Origin of the sequence: Curtobacterium sp. B8, assembly GCF_000333315.1 — a bacterium.
Classification (GTDB): domain Bacteria; phylum Actinomycetota; class Actinomycetes; order Actinomycetales; family Microbacteriaceae; genus Curtobacterium; species Curtobacterium luteum.
On record NZ_BACW01000148.1, the window covers coordinates 1 to 13,710 of the forward strand.

At 64.3% G+C, this 13,710-nt stretch carries 9 protein-coding genes; 2 read left to right on the top strand and 7 right to left on the bottom strand.

Going from position 1 to position 13,710, the window contains the following annotated elements:
* The coding region (locus I59_RS03690) for a 3'-5' exonuclease (RefSeq protein WP_031272744.1) at positions 1 to 477 on the top strand (477 nt) is incomplete at its 5' end.
* A 21-nt stretch (positions 478 to 498) separates the two neighbouring features.
* On the opposite strand, the gene I59_RS03695 is transcribed toward I59_RS03690, so the two are convergent.
* The 7 genes from I59_RS03695 to I59_RS03725 form a co-directional block, all read right to left on the bottom strand.
* Positions 499 to 3,540: a type I restriction endonuclease subunit R gene (locus tag I59_RS03695; RefSeq protein ID WP_022902715.1), complete on the bottom strand. Its 3,042-nt coding sequence runs from the start codon at positions 3,538 to 3,540 to the stop codon at positions 499 to 501.
* A complete protein-coding gene (locus I59_RS21255; protein WP_083881935.1) occupies positions 3,537 to 4,802 on the bottom strand; it encodes a restriction endonuclease subunit S in 1,266 nt (421 codons plus the stop codon). The genes I59_RS03695 and I59_RS21255 overlap by 4 nt, the downstream gene beginning before the upstream one ends.
* Positions 4,799 to 6,364, bottom strand: coding sequence for a type I restriction-modification system subunit M (locus tag I59_RS03705; protein ID WP_022902717.1), 1,566 nt, complete (start codon positions 6,362 to 6,364; stop codon positions 4,799 to 4,801). Before I59_RS03705 ends, I59_RS21255 begins: the two co-directional genes overlap by 4 nt.
* A gap of 53 nt (positions 6,365 to 6,417) precedes the next feature.
* Positions 6,418 to 7,566: an McrC family protein gene (locus tag I59_RS03710; RefSeq protein ID WP_042726431.1), complete on the bottom strand. Its 1,149-nt coding sequence runs from the start codon at positions 7,564 to 7,566 to the stop codon at positions 6,418 to 6,420.
* 34 nt (positions 7,567 to 7,600) lie between these two features.
* Positions 7,601 to 7,765, bottom strand: coding sequence for a hypothetical protein (locus tag I59_RS22575; protein ID WP_022902719.1), 165 nt, complete (start codon positions 7,763 to 7,765; stop codon positions 7,601 to 7,603).
* 127 nt (positions 7,766 to 7,892) lie between these two features.
* Positions 7,893 to 9,179, bottom strand: a complete 1,287-nt coding sequence (locus tag I59_RS03720) for a hypothetical protein (RefSeq protein ID WP_022902720.1) — start codon at positions 9,177 to 9,179, stop codon at positions 7,893 to 7,895.
* On the bottom strand, positions 9,176 to 11,692 hold the full coding sequence (locus tag I59_RS03725) for a DUF262 domain-containing protein (RefSeq protein ID WP_022902721.1): 2,517 nt from the start codon (positions 11,690 to 11,692) through the stop codon (positions 9,176 to 9,178). The genes I59_RS03720 and I59_RS03725 overlap by 4 nt, the downstream gene beginning before the upstream one ends.
* A 286-nt stretch (positions 11,693 to 11,978) precedes the next feature.
* Between I59_RS03725 and I59_RS03730 the strand changes: the two genes are divergently transcribed.
* Positions 11,979 to 13,710, top strand: a 1,732-nt coding sequence (locus I59_RS03730) for a UvrD-helicase domain-containing protein (RefSeq protein WP_022902722.1), incomplete at its 3' end; no start/stop codon positions are given.

Here is a 13,710-nt window from a genome sequence, read left to right on the forward strand (position 1 = left end):
GACATCGAGGGCCTGGACGGCGCTGGCGACGCAGTGTCCGCCGTCACGCGGAACGGGCCCACGCCCGTCGTCCACCGCGCTGCCGGGCGCGCCGACCACGATGCGGCGATGCTCGCTCGGCTGACGGAGGTGCTGCGACTCGTCGGGACCTCGCGCGGCGACGTCGGGATCCTGACCGCGACGAATCCGCAGGCAGACGACGTCATGACCGTGCTCCGCGCGGCCGGCGTTCCCTTCGTGTCACTCAAGGACTACAGCGGGAAGGCGGTCGACGCGGTGAAGGTCGGCACCGTCAAGCGGGCGAAGGGGCTCGAGTTCAAGCAGGTGCTGCTCGCGCACGTTCGAGGGCGGCTGCTGGCAGATGCGCCCGCATCGTTGAGCGAGGCCGATCGGGAGCGGCGGGAGCTCGAGCGCCGGGAGTTGTACGTGGGGATGACGCGGGCGAGGGACGGGCTGTGGGTCGGGGCCTACCGCTGAACGCTCGCCGGCCCGCACCCTTCAATCTCCGCTCTTGGAGCTGAGTCCGAAGAAGCGATCGAAGAAGGCGTCGAGCAGTCGAATCACACGCTGCTTCTTCTCACCGTGGCCGCCGTCGGCAGAGAACCGTGACGCCGGCGGCAACAACTTGGTGATCGCAGTGCCGCCGGTGCGGATCTGCCCGTCGCGGAACGCTGCGTCGATGAAGACGCGAGTCTCGTCGGGCCGCAGCTGCTCATCGTTGATGATCGTTTCGAGCTCGGCCTCGCGCCTTGCGGCGATGAAGGCCCGCCACTCCTGGTCGATCTCGCCGTCCACGGAGAGCGACTTCACGAAGTCCTCGATGAGGTCCTTCTTGTTGCGCAGGGTCGGGCTGGCGTCGACGGCACGGGTGATCTCTGCGCGGATCTCCTTGTCGTCGCCGTCGCCGCGTTCGTCGCGGTACTTCTGCACGAGCATGAAGATGTAGTCGACGTTGATCTCGACCTGCTTGATCAGCTCGATCTCGAAGACGACGTCGTCGTTGATGTGTTCCTTGTCGGCGCCCTTTTCCTTGTGGAACTCGGCGTAGAGGTCGAGGTAGACGCTGCGGTAGTCCTGGCCCTGACGCTCGGTGAGCAGAGCGGACCCGTCAAACTCGTCAAAGGACGTGAGGATGTTCTGGAGGCGCAGGATTGCGCCGAAGAGCTGGATGAACTGCTTCTGCGCGGTCTCGCCCACGATCGGCTCGCCGGCCGGGAAGGCGTTCAGCAGCTCGGTGACCTTCTCGGCGTAGTCGTTGTAGTACTCGACGTAGGGCTTGAGCAGCACGACGCCGCGGGCGTCCTTGTTACCGAAGAGGGCTATGGCGTCATTCGTCTCGTCCTCAAGGTCACGGAAACTGACGATGTTGCCGTACGTCTTGACCGAGTTCAGGATGCGGTTCGTCCGCGAGTATGCCTGGATGAGACCATGCGCGCGGAGGTTCTTGTCGACGAAGAGTGTGTTCATCGTGGTGGCGTCGAAGCCGGTGAGGAACATGTTCACCACGATGACGAGATCGATCTCGCGGGACTTGAGCTTGAGCGAAAGGTCCTTATAGTAGTTCTGGAACCGGTCGGCCGTGGTGTCGAATGACGTGCCGTACAGCTCGTTGTAGTCCTGGATCGCGTCGTCGAGGAACGTCCGAGCGTCCATGGTGAGCGAGCCGGTGTCGAAGCCCTCCTCGTCGAGCGCGCCGTCCTCGACGGCGTCGTTCGCACCGTAGGAGTAGATCAGGCCGATCTTGAGGCGCTGATCTGACGGCAAGCCCTCCTGCTGCAGCTGGAAGTGGTTGTAGTAGGTACGCGCCGCACCGATCGAGGCAGTCGCGAAGAGGGCGTTGAAACCCCGCACCCGTCGTTCGCCGAGCGTGTAGTGGTCGGCGCGCTTCGTCTTCTGATCGAAGTGCTCGCGCGTGTACCGGACGATGTCGGAGATGCGGCGCGGATCGAGCAGCACACTCTCCTTGTCGATCGCGGATACTTGGCTGTCGTCGGGGCTGCCGACCTTGACGGTGTTGACGTAGTCGATGCGGAACGGCAGCACGTTCTTGTCAGTGATGGCATCGACGATCGTGTACGTGTGCAGCTTCTCGCCGAACGCTTGCTCGGTGGTCTTCAGCTGCGGGTTGCCGCCACTGCCGGAGTTCGACGCGAAGATCGGCGTACCGGTGAAGCCGAAGAGGTTGTAGCGCTTGAACGCCTTCGTGATGGCCGTGTGCATGTCGCCGAACTGCGACCGGTGGCACTCGTCGAAGACGATGACGACGTGACCGTCGTAGATCGCGTGGGCCTTATTCCCGCCGATGAACGTCGAAAGCTTCTGGATCGTCGTGATGATGATCCGTGCGTTCAGGTCTTCGAGCTGCCTCTTCAGCACCGCGGTCGAGGTGTTCGAGTTCGCGGCGCCTTTCTCGAAGCGGTCGTACTCGCGCATGGTCTGGTAGTCGAGGTCCTTTCGGTCCACGACGAAGAGCACCTTGTCGACGCTCGGCAGCTTCGATGCGAGCTGCGCCGCCTTGAATGAGGTCAAGGTCTTGCCGGACCCGGTGGTGTGCCACACGTATCCGCCCGCGGCGACACTGCCGAGGGACTTGTAGTTCGTGGAGATGTCGATCCGCTGCAGGATCCGCTCGGTCGCGACGATCTGGTACGGGCGCATAACGAGCAACATTCGGTCAGCCGTGAGCACGCAGTACTTCGTCAAGATGTTCAGCAGGGCATGCTTCGCGAAGAACGTCTTCGCGAACGCCGACAGGTCAGTGATCGGCTTGTTCTGCGCGTCCGCCCACCACGAAGTGAACTCAAACGAGTTCGACGTCCTGCGCACCCGTTTTGAGTCCGCCGCTTCGCTGAGGTGCTGGCGACGGGTGGTGTTGGAGTAGTACTTCGTTAGCGTGCCGTTGCTGATCACGAACAGCTGCACATACTCGAACAGGCCGGAGCCCGCCCAGAAGCTGTCGCGCTGGTATCGGTCAATCTGGTTGAACGCCTCGCGGACGTCAACACCGCGGCGCTTGAGCTCGATGTGCACCATCGGCAGACCGTTCACGAGGACCGTCACGTCGTAACGGTTCGACCGTGCCGACCCGCCCTCGCCTGCGCCTACCTCGTACTGGTTTACGACCTGCAGACGGTTGTTGTGGATGTTTTGCTTGTCGATCAGCGTGACGTTCTTGATCGAACCGTCGTCGCGCTTGAGCAGCTGGACATGGTCCTCTTGAACGCGCACCGTCTTCTCGGCGATGCCGTCGTTCGCGCCAGCGATCCGCTCAGAAAGGAATTGTTTCCACTCTGCGTCGGAGAAGGTCATCGCGTTCAACGCCTCGAGCTGCGAGCGCAGGTTCGCGACCATCTGCGCCTCGGACGTGATCGGCAGATACTCGTAGGCCTGCGACTGCAGCAGGCGAACAAGCTCGCGCTCAAGATCCGCCTCAGACTGGTAGGACGAAGCGCTCGCAGCGTCGGCAATGTACTCGGCAACGACCGTGCTCTCGGACAAGACGGCGATGGGATCGTATCTGCGCGGAGTCAGGTCACTCATGCCGCCGCCTCCTCAAAGGTGAGGAGCTTGTCGCGATAGTACTCGTACTGCTTGCGACGTGCGGCAATCTCCGCGGGGAGTTCAGCACGGAAACCATCTGCAACAAGGTCAAACTGATCCATAAACTCAATGACCCGCTGTTGCTCTTTCATTTCAGGCACCGGCACTTCGAATGCCCATAGCTTTTGACTCTCAAGAGACGCAACCGAGCCACCGGATCGTCGCACCACCCGCAGCAGCTGCGTGCGATTACCTCGCAAAACATGAAATACGTAGCGCGGATCTATGCCATCAGCGGCAACGACCGCCTTCATATCTTGATTCAATGAGCTAGGGAATGGCACGAACGCGATTGGAAGCGTGTGATCGAGAATACTGGAACGCACTACAAGAGCGACCGCGTTCGCCGGAACCAACTTTGTTGGAGACTTTCGCACGGCCGCTTCGGTGATGTGATCTTCCGTGCCGGTAAGGATATTCCCGCCCATGTCTTTCGGCGAAATCCATGGGATTGCACCGTCGACCCAATACTCACTGCGACTCCTTGATGGAGTGCCACCGCCATACCAGCGGCCAAGTTCTCCAACTGCAACTCGGCGACTGTTCTTGCTCTCGAGACGGGCAAATAGCTCAAGTTGATTGTGATCATTTTGAAGGCGTCGGGCCTCCAGCTCCGCTTCCAGACTCGCTCTGAGCTCCGCTTCCCGCTGAGCGAACTGATCCAACACTCGCATGATCTCCCGCTGCACCTCAAGAGGCGGCACAGGAATACGAATTCTCAAGAATCGTGGCTTGGAAATGTTGATGCGCGTAACGCCGCTGGAAGTTGCGCGAATCTGCCTTCGAATTGGTTCACTTCGGAACAAGTGTTTTGCGAAGCCTGGCTCTAGCAGGTTTGAATCTGAAAGCCGAAGAATAAAGCAGAAACTATTCACATACATCGTGCTCGTTGGTTCAACTGTCACTACTGACGACATTCCCACATCATCATACGATTCAGAGGAACCCGTGATGAGTATGTCCCCCATCCGGATAGCATTTTGCTTTTCGTCCCGCGTAATCTTCACAAAATCCTTCGCATTCAGATCCAAACTAGGGTTCGCGAAGATATTTCGATACGATGCAAATCTTGTGTTACCGTTACTGAAGTCAGACTTCGACTTCCCCGTAAGCCCCGGAAACGTGTCTGCGATTTCGGAAAGCTCTCTAAATGGGACACCCTGTGGGCAGTGATGCGCAATCAGGTCATCGATGCGGTTCAAGCCGTCCCCTCCAGGTCTCTGACGATTGCATCAATGGAAGTGCGGAGTTCCGCCTGGCGGGCGACAATGCTAGCAATTTCGGCATTCAGAGCTTCGATGTTGATAGCTTCACGCGTGTCCTCAGCTTCGACATACGACGGCACGGCTAGGTTGTAGCCGTTGGCCGCAATGTCCTCACTCGCGACAAGCTTTGTGATGTGATCAACATCCATGCGGGCTTCGAAAGCACCCAGGATGTTCTTCTGATTGTCCGGCGTGAGTTTGTTCTTGTTGCCGCTGCGCTTGAACTCGGCCGACGCGTTGAGGAACAGAACCGAGTTGTCAGTCTTTGACTTCTTGAGCACAATGATGCAGGTAGCGATCGTCGTGCCGAAGAAGAGGTCCGGGGGCAGCTGGATCACTGCGTCCACGTAGTTGTTGTCGATGAGGTACTTGCGAATCTTCGCCTCGGCTCCCCCGCGGTAGAGCACGCCGGGAAACTCGACGATCGCAGCGACGCCGTTGACGGACAGCCACGACAGGATGTGCATCGTGAATGCGAGGTCCGCTCTCGACTTCGGCGCAAGGACACCCGCCGGTGCGAATCGAGGGTCGTTGATGAGAAGTGCGTCAGCGTCGCCGGGCCACTTGATCGAGTACGGCGGGTTGGAGACGATCGCTTCGAACGGCTCATCGTCCCAGTGGGCTGGTTCAAGGAGCGTGTCGCCGTGCGCGATGCTGAACTGCTCGTAGTTCAGCTCGTGCAGGAACATGTTGATCCGAGCGAGGTTGTACGTCGTCAGATTGATCTCCTGACCGAAGAACCCTCCGACGTTTTGCTTGCCGAGCACCTTCGCGAACGTCAGCAACAGCGATCCAGAGCCCGCCGCAGGGTCGTACACCTTGTTCACCCTCGTCTTGCCGGAGACAGTGATCTTCGCGAGGAGCTCTGACACCTCTTGCGGCGTGTAGTACTCCCCACCGGACTTTCCCGCTTGCGACGCGTACATCTGCATCAGGTACTCGTAGGCGTCACCGAACAGGTCAATCGAGTGGTTCTCGAAGTCGCCCAGCGGGAGCTCTCCGATGGCGTCGAGGAGCTTGACGAGCTTTTCGTTACGCTTCGCGACGGTGCTGCCGAGCTTGTTGCTGTTGACGTCCAGGTCGTCGAACAGACCCTTGAGGTCGTCTTCGCTGTCCGTCCCGAGGGCCGAGCCCTCGATGTTCTTGAACACTCGCGCGAGCGTCTCATTGAGGTCGGGGTCATGCGATGCACGCTTCCGGACGTTCTGGAACAGCTCTGACGGCAGGATGTAGAAACCCTTCTCGTAGACCGTCTCGCGGCGACCATGCTCAGCAAACTCGTCCGGCAGCTTCTCGTACGAGAAATCGGCTTGGCCCGCGGCCTTCTCGCCCTTGTCGATGTACGCCGCAAGGTTCTCGGAGATGAAGCGGTAGAACAGCATGCCGAGCACGTAGGACTTGAAGTCCCACCCGTCAACGCTCCCCCGGAGGTCGTTCGCGATCCGCCAGATCGTCTTGTGCAGTTCGGCGCGCTGCGCCTCTTTGGTGGTCGGTGCCATCGTGAGATCTCCTGCGGCTGGCCGGTAGGTTCAGGGTGGCCGTGGCCGCTTGATCACCGTAGCGGGAGCACCGGACATACCGCGCGCACGACGCGAGCCGCGAAGCGTTCGCTCTGCACCACGAGCTCCGCTCTGTGTACGTCGAGCGCCATGAATGTCCGCGTGACCTTCGGCCCCTCGACGATTTGTACCGACCCACTGAGCTCGGAACCGCCCGCGTACACCAACCACCCCTCCCCCAACCCGAACCTCCGGCAGTACGCCGCCATCTGGTAGAGGTCAGCGTTCGGGTACTGCCCGTGCTTCTCGACCTTGTACTTCACGTCGATGCACGCCCGCACCTCCTCGTCGACGAGCCACACGAGGTCCGGAGCGATCTTCACCGTTCCCTCGACGTCGAGCGTCGACGCGTACTGCGTCACGAGCTCTCCCCCGTACGGCCGGAACGCTTCCCGGAGCGCAACGGTCACGAAGTCCTCGAACACCGACCACATGTCGACGAGAAACCCCACCCCCAAGAGCGATCCGGAACGCTGCTCGATCGACGCGCCCAACAGTACGAGCGAGGCCAGCGGCAGCACCGCTGTGTACCGCGCGTTCCGCCGATCCGGGCGGACCACCGGCACCGGCACCCCGACCGGGATCACCGTCACCCCGTCGAGCACACGCACGACCCGGCGCAGCCGCCCGACCACATCCGTCGGCACACCAGGCAGCCGTAGCAGCCGCGCCGCCGCGGTCAGCACGAGTTGGTTCTCCGCGATGTCCTCCACGTAATCGTCGAACGACACCTCGACCGGCAGCGGCTGGCCGCCCCGCCGCGTGAGCTGGTCCCCGATCCGCCACCGACCGCGCACCAGCGGCAGCGCATCGTCCCGCGTCACGTACCCGCGCAGCGCCCCTCCGGCGAGCGCCCGCGAGGCCTGCCGCTCGAACGCGTGTGCCAGCGCCGGCACGAGGTCCTCGTCGGCCGCGAAGCCGAAGTCCTCGTCCTCCCAGATCGCACTGCCCGCTCGCGCGTAGCCGAGCATCGCGAACAGCCGCCGCACCGGCGTCTTCGGCCGGATCCACACGTCGTGGCCAGCGATCCGCACGACACCGACCTTCCGCACGCCGCTGACGCGGTACTCGTCCGCGACGAAGGTCGGGGAGACGTCCGCGATCCGCGCGGCGACGAGACCGGCCGCGACCTCCCGCGGCATCCGGTGCAGCGTCGGCTGGTCCGCCTCCCGCAACTCAACCCGCGGTGTCGGCACCTTCGGTCCCGTCCGCGTCGAGGTCGCGCATCAGGAACGACGGACCCACCTTGGCATCGTGGTCGGCGATCGCAGCGTTGAGTCGCGTCAGCAGGCTGGCGCGGTCGTCCTGGAGGCCCTTGGTCGCCACCCAGCCGGCGAGCACGTCGCGGACGGGGTTGCGTTCCGGGTGCAGCTCGATGAATGCGAAGTGGCATCGCGATCGAGTGGTCGGCGGCGTTCATCGTGCCGATGACGACGTGCTCGGCAGGGTGAACGGCGCTGCGCGACCGCTACGCCCGGTCTTCGCGCTCCTCCGGCTCCGCCCGCTCTCCTCCGTCACGCTCTCTGAGCGCCCGCTCCGCGATGTCCGCTGCGATCCTTCCTGTAGCGAGCCGAGCGCGACCGATCGCCGACGACCCGAATGCCTTTGCTGCGTCCAGACCTTCAGTGCTCTCCTCGACAGCACGGTCGCGGAACTCCCCGACGGCCTGCAACCAGCGCTTCGCGTCCGTGCCCTCGTGCCCCTGCCCGACACCGATGCGCTCGTGGAACGTACCGACAGCAGCTCCGACCTCGTTGCTCGCACGCACCACCGCTCGAGCCGGGATCGGTTGCAGCAGCACCTTCGAGTTTGCGCGTGTCACCGCGGCGTCCATCCGCTCGATCAGCTGCCCGGTCGTCCCGGCGATCCGCTCGATGCGGTTCTCGCGGATCGCCTTGAGCGCGAGGCGCTTCTGCGTGGCGTCTTCCGGTGCCGCGTCGAGGACGCGGTCGAGTTCGAGGACGTCGAGCGTGTCCTGCAGCTGCAGGCAATGGGCGATGACGGCGAGCCACTCACGCACCTTCGGCTCGATGGCCTGCGTCGCATCGGCCAGCTCGCCCAGTTTCATCTTCTTCTCGAGCTTCTGCGCCAACCCGTCGAGTTGCCTGAGCGCGTATGCCTGAGTCCGAGCAAGTGTGGCCGAGGTCCCCTGCACCTTCGACCAGGTCACCTCGTCCACGCGTCCGGAGGACGCCCGGCCGGTCATGGCGTCGTCGATGACGAAATCGACGCCGATCATGTCAGCGAGGACTGCGTCCTGCTGGTTTCGCAGCACGTCCTCGACCTTCTCGTCGATCACCTCGAGGTACTCGCCGAGCCGGTCGATCGACTTCTGGAGTGCCATCTGGTTCATCATCGTGCCGATGCTGGCGATGGTCGTGGGATTGAGCAGCGAACCGACCGATGCGAACTGCAGATTGGCGACGAACTTGCCGTCGACCGTCTTGGCCGTGCCCATGCTCAGACCGGTCTGCAGGTTCTTGACCAAGTCGAACTTCCGGACGATGGCAGCGGACTCGTCGGTGAGTTGCACCCACTTCCCGGAACTGGCCATCCCTGCAGCGGTGAGCTGTCCGAGACTGCCGAGCACAGACATCGGCAAGTCCGACACCGCTTCAGGACCAGCGACGGCGAACGCTTCGGTGCGCAGGAACCGCTCGACGGCCGAAGGCGTCCCGATCACCGCGATCCCGTCGTCGTCGCCGACGATCTCGATCTGGTCCAACATCATCTTCTCCTCGTCGCGCTCGGTCACGCTGCGGACTCCTCGTCGGTCGTGGGTTCGATCACCCGTTCGACGAACCAGCGCAGCGCTTCGACGACACCGTCCCTCGCCGCTTCGTCGGTCAGTACCTCGAGCGGGAATGACGGGCGCTTGTCGATCCTGTCGTCGGGCAGATCGACTCCCGGGAGGGCGTTCAGCCGACGCCGGAACTCCTGACGGAGCGCTACGTCGTCGAACGGTGGGCGAACCCGAAGATGTTGGAACACGACCTCGACGCTGCCGACGAGCGGGTAGATCGTGAACGGCCAGTGGGACGGTCCAGAGACGGCTCGTCTCGGGGCGACCATGAAGGCGCTGCTCTCTCGGCCCCCGCCGAAGTCGATCGTCCCTCCGAGTTCACGCCACTCGGCAAAGAGCGCGTCGACAGCGTTGACGACTGCCGGCGGGTTGGCGCTCGCGAGTTGACCGAAGAACGTCCCGTCGGCCACCGGATCAGGGGTTGCCTCGTCCACGACGAGTCCGATGCGTTCTGCGAGCTCGGCGGTCGAGAGTCGAGCAAATGCGTCGGCGGCGCCGTTCTCCCCGAATCGGAGTCCCTCTTCCTCCAGGACGACCTTTGGGTCGCGCTCGTCGCCTGGATCGGTCCAGCGGAAGCCCGACGAGATCGTGCCGCCACCCTGCAGGACCCGGTGTGCTCCTGGGATCGGCGTGCTGGAGAGGTGCACGCCGAGCGGGACCGGGTGTGTTCCGACCAGGGCCGCGACGTCCCCGTAGGACGACCACCGGCCAGCGGGGATGGCCATGATCGCCTGGTGCACGAGGGACCAGTCGCGTCCAGCGGTGACCGGCTGCACGTGCTCGTTCGGACCGGCCCACTGTTCGATGATGCGATCCGCGAACCACTCACCGCGCTCGGTGATCTCCGGCCGACCCCATCGCCCGGCATCGAGCACCAGCTCGTTCAGGGCGGTGAAGCTACTCCGTCGGTAGTCGGCCTGCTTGGCAGGGAACGGTCGGTTGCTCAGCTGCGAGTTGTAGCCGGTGAGCGTGAGGTTCCCCAGGGAGTGCACGAGCTGTTCGTGGAGCACCTCGACGGTCTCGCCGTCCTCGAGGTCGGCCTCGAGTTCGGCGCGCCACTCGGGCGTGATCGTCTGCGGGAGGATGTGCTCGATCGTCGCCTGTTCGACATCGACTTCTTCTCGCGGGTTGATGGACTGGCTGATCCACTTGAGGATGAGCTTCTGCTGGACGCGGAGCCCCCGGAGGTAGAACGGCTGCGAACGGACAGCGTCGCGGATCTGTTCGTCGGTCGCGAAGTACTTACGCCCTGTCGAGAAGTGATCGAGCAGGACGCGGTCCACCGGTCGGTCGTCGAGTTCGCCACACGCCTGCAGGATCGTCCTGTTGAGACCCTGTCCCGGACGACCCCCGATGGTCCGACGAACGATGTAGGACTCGATGGCGGCGAGCGCACCAGCCACCTCCTCGGAGGAGCTGTCGCCAGCAGCGCGCCGGGCGAGGAGTCGCAACGTCAGGGGGACCGTCGTGGTCGATCCCCACTCGGCGAGGTGCTGCAGGTGGTGCCGGATCGACAGGTCCGACTCCCGCGCAGGATCACGGACGAGCTCGAGGTGCTCGGAGAGCCGGCTGAACCGCTCGATCTCACGCAGGATGGCGTCGTCGTCCATCTTGGCGAGCCTCGCCTGCTGGTAGCTGTAGATGTCGCCCTGCTTGAGCAGCGGTTCGTCGGCGACGGCATCGAGCCAGAAGATCAGCTCGAGGTCGTTCACGCTCAGGCGTTGCTGCATCGGGAGCCACCACGACGAGTAGACCGACTCGCCGCGGGAGCCGAGCCGCATGAACAGGTAGTTCCTGACGAGGTCGCCCTGTGTGAGGCGGAGGCCCGTGTTGTTCAGCGACTCGAAGATCCGGTAGACGTTGTCCTCGTCTCGTGCCGTGATCGAGACGAAGGACAGACCCCCGAGCACCGCCTCTCTGATCCGCTCGATGTCGTGCGCGTCGTCGGGATCGTCCGCCAGTTCGAGCTCTCGGCGGAAGAACGAGTACGCGTCGCCGACGCCGGACGACGAGTCCGCGCCGACCGCACTGTCGACGATCGCGCGGAAGGAGTCCCGGTCTGCCTGCGTCGGGAGGAGCTTGAGACGCGCATCACCGGGCTTGAAACCGTTCCGCGATGTACTGCTCGTGGATGCTCTCGGCGAGCATGGGCTGGTCCGGCTATGGAGTCGCAGGTAGTCCCCCAGCGCACAGAGCAGGATCGTCAGGGTTGTCAGACGTTGCTGGCCGTCCACGACGAGGAACTCCATGCCGGTCGGCACGATCGCGCCGGTGGAGAGCACGAGCGACCCCATGAAGTGGGTGGCGCTCGGACTGGTCCGGCGCATCTCTGCCAGCTCGAGGATGTCACTCCAGAGCCGCTTGCGCTGCCGGACCTCCCATGCGTAGGGCCGCTGGTACAGCGGTACCAGGTACTGCTTCGGACCGCCGAGCAGTTCCTGCAGCGTCGTTTCGCGCACGTCCATGTGTGTCCCCTCAGTCAGCCTGATACTAAGCGCGACCGGGGCTCTCGCTCCCGTACGGAAGCGCGAAACTCCGGGATGACGGTCTTCGTGCGGGAAACCGTTCCAGAGCAGCGCTTCCGCCCGACTTCTTCCATTACTCCGGATCTGCGCAATGTGTAGCATTCCAGACGGCTGCACCCCGAACGGGTGCTGCCTCTCCCCTCCCGCAGACGCGAGGATGGGTCAGCACCCCGCGCCCAGGGGAAGACGCCCGGTGCCACGAGCAAGATCCCCGTGGGAACGCACCATGACGATGGCCGGAGAATCAGCTGGCACCGAAGCCCGACGCCAACGGGGTCTCGCAGCCGAACATCGCCGTCGCGCCACCGAGGCCGACCAACGCGCCTCCCGCTTCGAGATCGCCGAACGCACCGAGAGCGAGACCGCCCGCGTCCTCGCGCCCCTCGCCGGCATCGGCTACCACCTGCTCGCCGACCGCCGATGGCCGGGCAGCGGCACGGCGCAGGTCGACATGGTCGTGGTCGGTCGGGCCGGGGTCTTCATCGTCGACACGAAGGCGTGGCGTGACGTCACGGTCGACGGCGACCGGATCTCCCGCGGTCAGGAGGACGTCACCGACGAGATCGCCCGCCTCGCCGACCTCGCCTACGCGACCGAAGAGGCACTCGTCCACGTCGGACTCGCACCGGGCGAGGTCCACGCCGTCGCGGCACTGGCCGGCCAGCGGGAGATGCACGCTCACGTCGCCTCGGTCGACGTCCTCGGCGTGCACGACGTCATCGGCCACATCACGAAGCGCGGCGCGCGGCTCTCCGCCGCGCGAGTCGACGAGATCCTCGCGGCTCTACTCCAGTACTTCCCCGTCATCGGCGCCGCCGCGGACACCGAGGCGCAGGTCATCGTCCCCGCTCCGGTGCTCCCCCGCCGCCAGCCGCCGTCGGTCGAGTCGATGGACGAGGAACTCGTCGACCAGCTCCTCGACGGGGTGCTCGAGGCCCCGATCGAAACGTGGATGGCCTCGCTCGACCCGGCGCAGGCGAAGCTCGTCCGCCGCAGCTTCAACGGCCCGGCACGCATCCGCGGCGCCGCCGGCACCGGCAAGACCGTGGTCGGCCTGCACCGCGCCGCCTACCTCGCGCGCGCGACCGGTGGCCGCGTCCTCTTCACCACCTACATCCGGACCCTCCCCGCGGTCCTCGAGTCGCTGCTCGAGCGACTCGCGCCCGACCTGGTCGGTCGCGTCCACTTCGTCAACGTCGACGCGTTCGCGAACCAACTCCTGAAGGCTCGCGGCATCACGTTCGATCTGGACGCCCTGGAGGCTCGGCGTGCGTTCTCGACGGCATGGAACGCGGTCAGCGCCTCCGGTCCGCTCAAGGCGGCCCGCTTCACGCGCCGCTACTGGGAGGAGGAGATCGCGTCCGTCATCAAGGGGCGCGGGCTGACCGACTTCGACCAGTACGCCGAGCTGGCACGTGTCGGTAGACGGCACGCGTTGCCGGTCGAGGCGCGGCAGGCGGTGTGGGACCTCTACGAGCGCTACACGAGCGAGCTGCGCTCCCGCGGCGTCAGCGACTTCCAGGACGTCGTCCTGCTGGCGCGGGACGCGGTCCGCGCGGCTCCGCTCGACGACTACGCCGCGGTGATCGTGGACGAGGCGCAAGATCTCTCGTGCGCGATGGTGTCGCTCCTGCACGCGCTCGTCGGCGATCGGCCCGACGGCCTGACGCTCATCGGGGACGGCCAGCAGACGATCTACCCCGGCGGCTACACGCTGAGCGAGGTCGGGATCAGCCTCGCCGGCCGCGGCGTCGTCCTCGACGTGAACCACCGGAACACCGCCGAGATCCTCGAGTTCGCCAAGCAGATGGTCGCGGACGACCAGTACGTCGACATCGAGGGGGTGGACGGAGCGGGCGATGCGGTCTCCGCCGTGACGCGGTCCGGCGAGCGACCCGCGGTGCACTCCTTCGCGAGTCGCTCCGACCACGATGCCGCACTCGTCGCGCGGATCGAAC

Coding starts and splice junctions, on each gene's coding strand:
- I59_RS03695 (WP_022902715.1), bottom strand. CDS start 3,540: ATGAGTGACCTGACTCCGCGCAGATACGATCCCATCGCCGTCTTGTCC.
- I59_RS03705 (WP_022902717.1), bottom strand. CDS start 6,364: ATGGCACCGACCACCAAAGAGGCGCAGCGCGCCGAACTGCACAAGACG.
- I59_RS03710 (WP_042726431.1), bottom strand. CDS start 7,566: ATGCCGCGGGAGGTCGCGGCCGGTCTCGTCGCCGCGCGGATCGCGGAC.
- I59_RS03725 (WP_022902721.1), bottom strand. CDS start 11,692: ATGGACGTGCGCGAAACGACGCTGCAGGAACTGCTCGGCGGTCCGAAG.